The following is an 868-nucleotide window of genomic DNA, read 5'->3' as shown; positions in this document are numbered from 1 at the left end:
TCAACAAGCCAAGAGGTGTTTTCTTTCACTTGGCTAAGTGATTGATCGAGCTTGAACTGCCAACGGAGCAAAATATCGTGAGAAGAGCTCGCTAAGATGAACTTCATCCATGCGTAGCCCTGTTTGAGCATGTGACGTTCAACTTCGTCTTCTTTCATCATGTCTGGTAGCGCTTTTTGCCAACCTTTCGGCCATTGTGACAACAACATCGGCCCTTGCTGAATAAGAAAACGGGCGATATCCAAACCAAACACGTTGTTCAAACACTGCTTGGGCTTTTTAAGTACCACTTGGCGCATCGCAAAACTGTGCAACGCCCCGCCAATGGTGAGCATTAACGTACTGAGCGCATCAGGAGGAAGCAGAGCCAAGCTATGGTGTGGCTTGTTAAAAGCCGTTTCTGGAACAGGCGCAAGCGCCCACTCTTCTAAACACCAAAGGTTGAAGTTTGGGTTATCTCGCCAGCCATCCAAATTAAGAAGCCAAGGCTGTTTTGGCACGATCCAGTTTTGCTCTAGGTACTGGCATGGGCAGTAGTTGAACTGATGCAGCACCTGAGCCATCGGTGTTTCAGGTTTAACCACGCTTTGCGCTCCTGCGGCACCACGTGAACGTCGCGACATTCGAGCCAATCAATAGCAGTACCATAAACACTAAAATCCCGATGAGATGGTTCGCCGTTTCTTTGGTAACTTGCACCGACAAAATACTTTTAAATTGGTTGCTTTGAGTCGTCACTCGCACCTCCGAAGATGGCACCATCACGACGCTAATGCGGTCGTAATTCAGCCCTTCAATACTGTTGTTCACCAACAATTTGATTTGAGGCACGTAAGAGTCCAATGCCACATCGGCAGCATGTTTAATA

At 47.7% G+C, this 868-nt stretch carries 1 protein-coding gene and 1 pseudogene; both read right to left on the bottom strand.

The window, feature by feature from the left end; all coding sequences use genetic code 11:
• Window positions 1-584 (bottom strand): SctK family type III secretion system sorting platform protein VscK (gene vscK / locus R7O13_RS25340; RefSeq protein WP_318305004.1); only part of this gene is annotated, 584 nt, incomplete at its 3' end.
• A pseudogene (vscJ, locus tag R7O13_RS25335) lies at window positions 577-868 on the bottom strand (SctJ family type III secretion inner membrane ring lipoprotein Vsc); the annotation flags it as partial. The gene vscK and the pseudogene vscJ, both read right to left, overlap by 8 nt.

This window comes from Vibrio sp. Y176 (assembly GCF_033438945.1).
The sequence above is the reverse complement of the archived record's forward strand: the minus strand, read 5'-3'. Positions and strand labels throughout refer to the sequence as shown.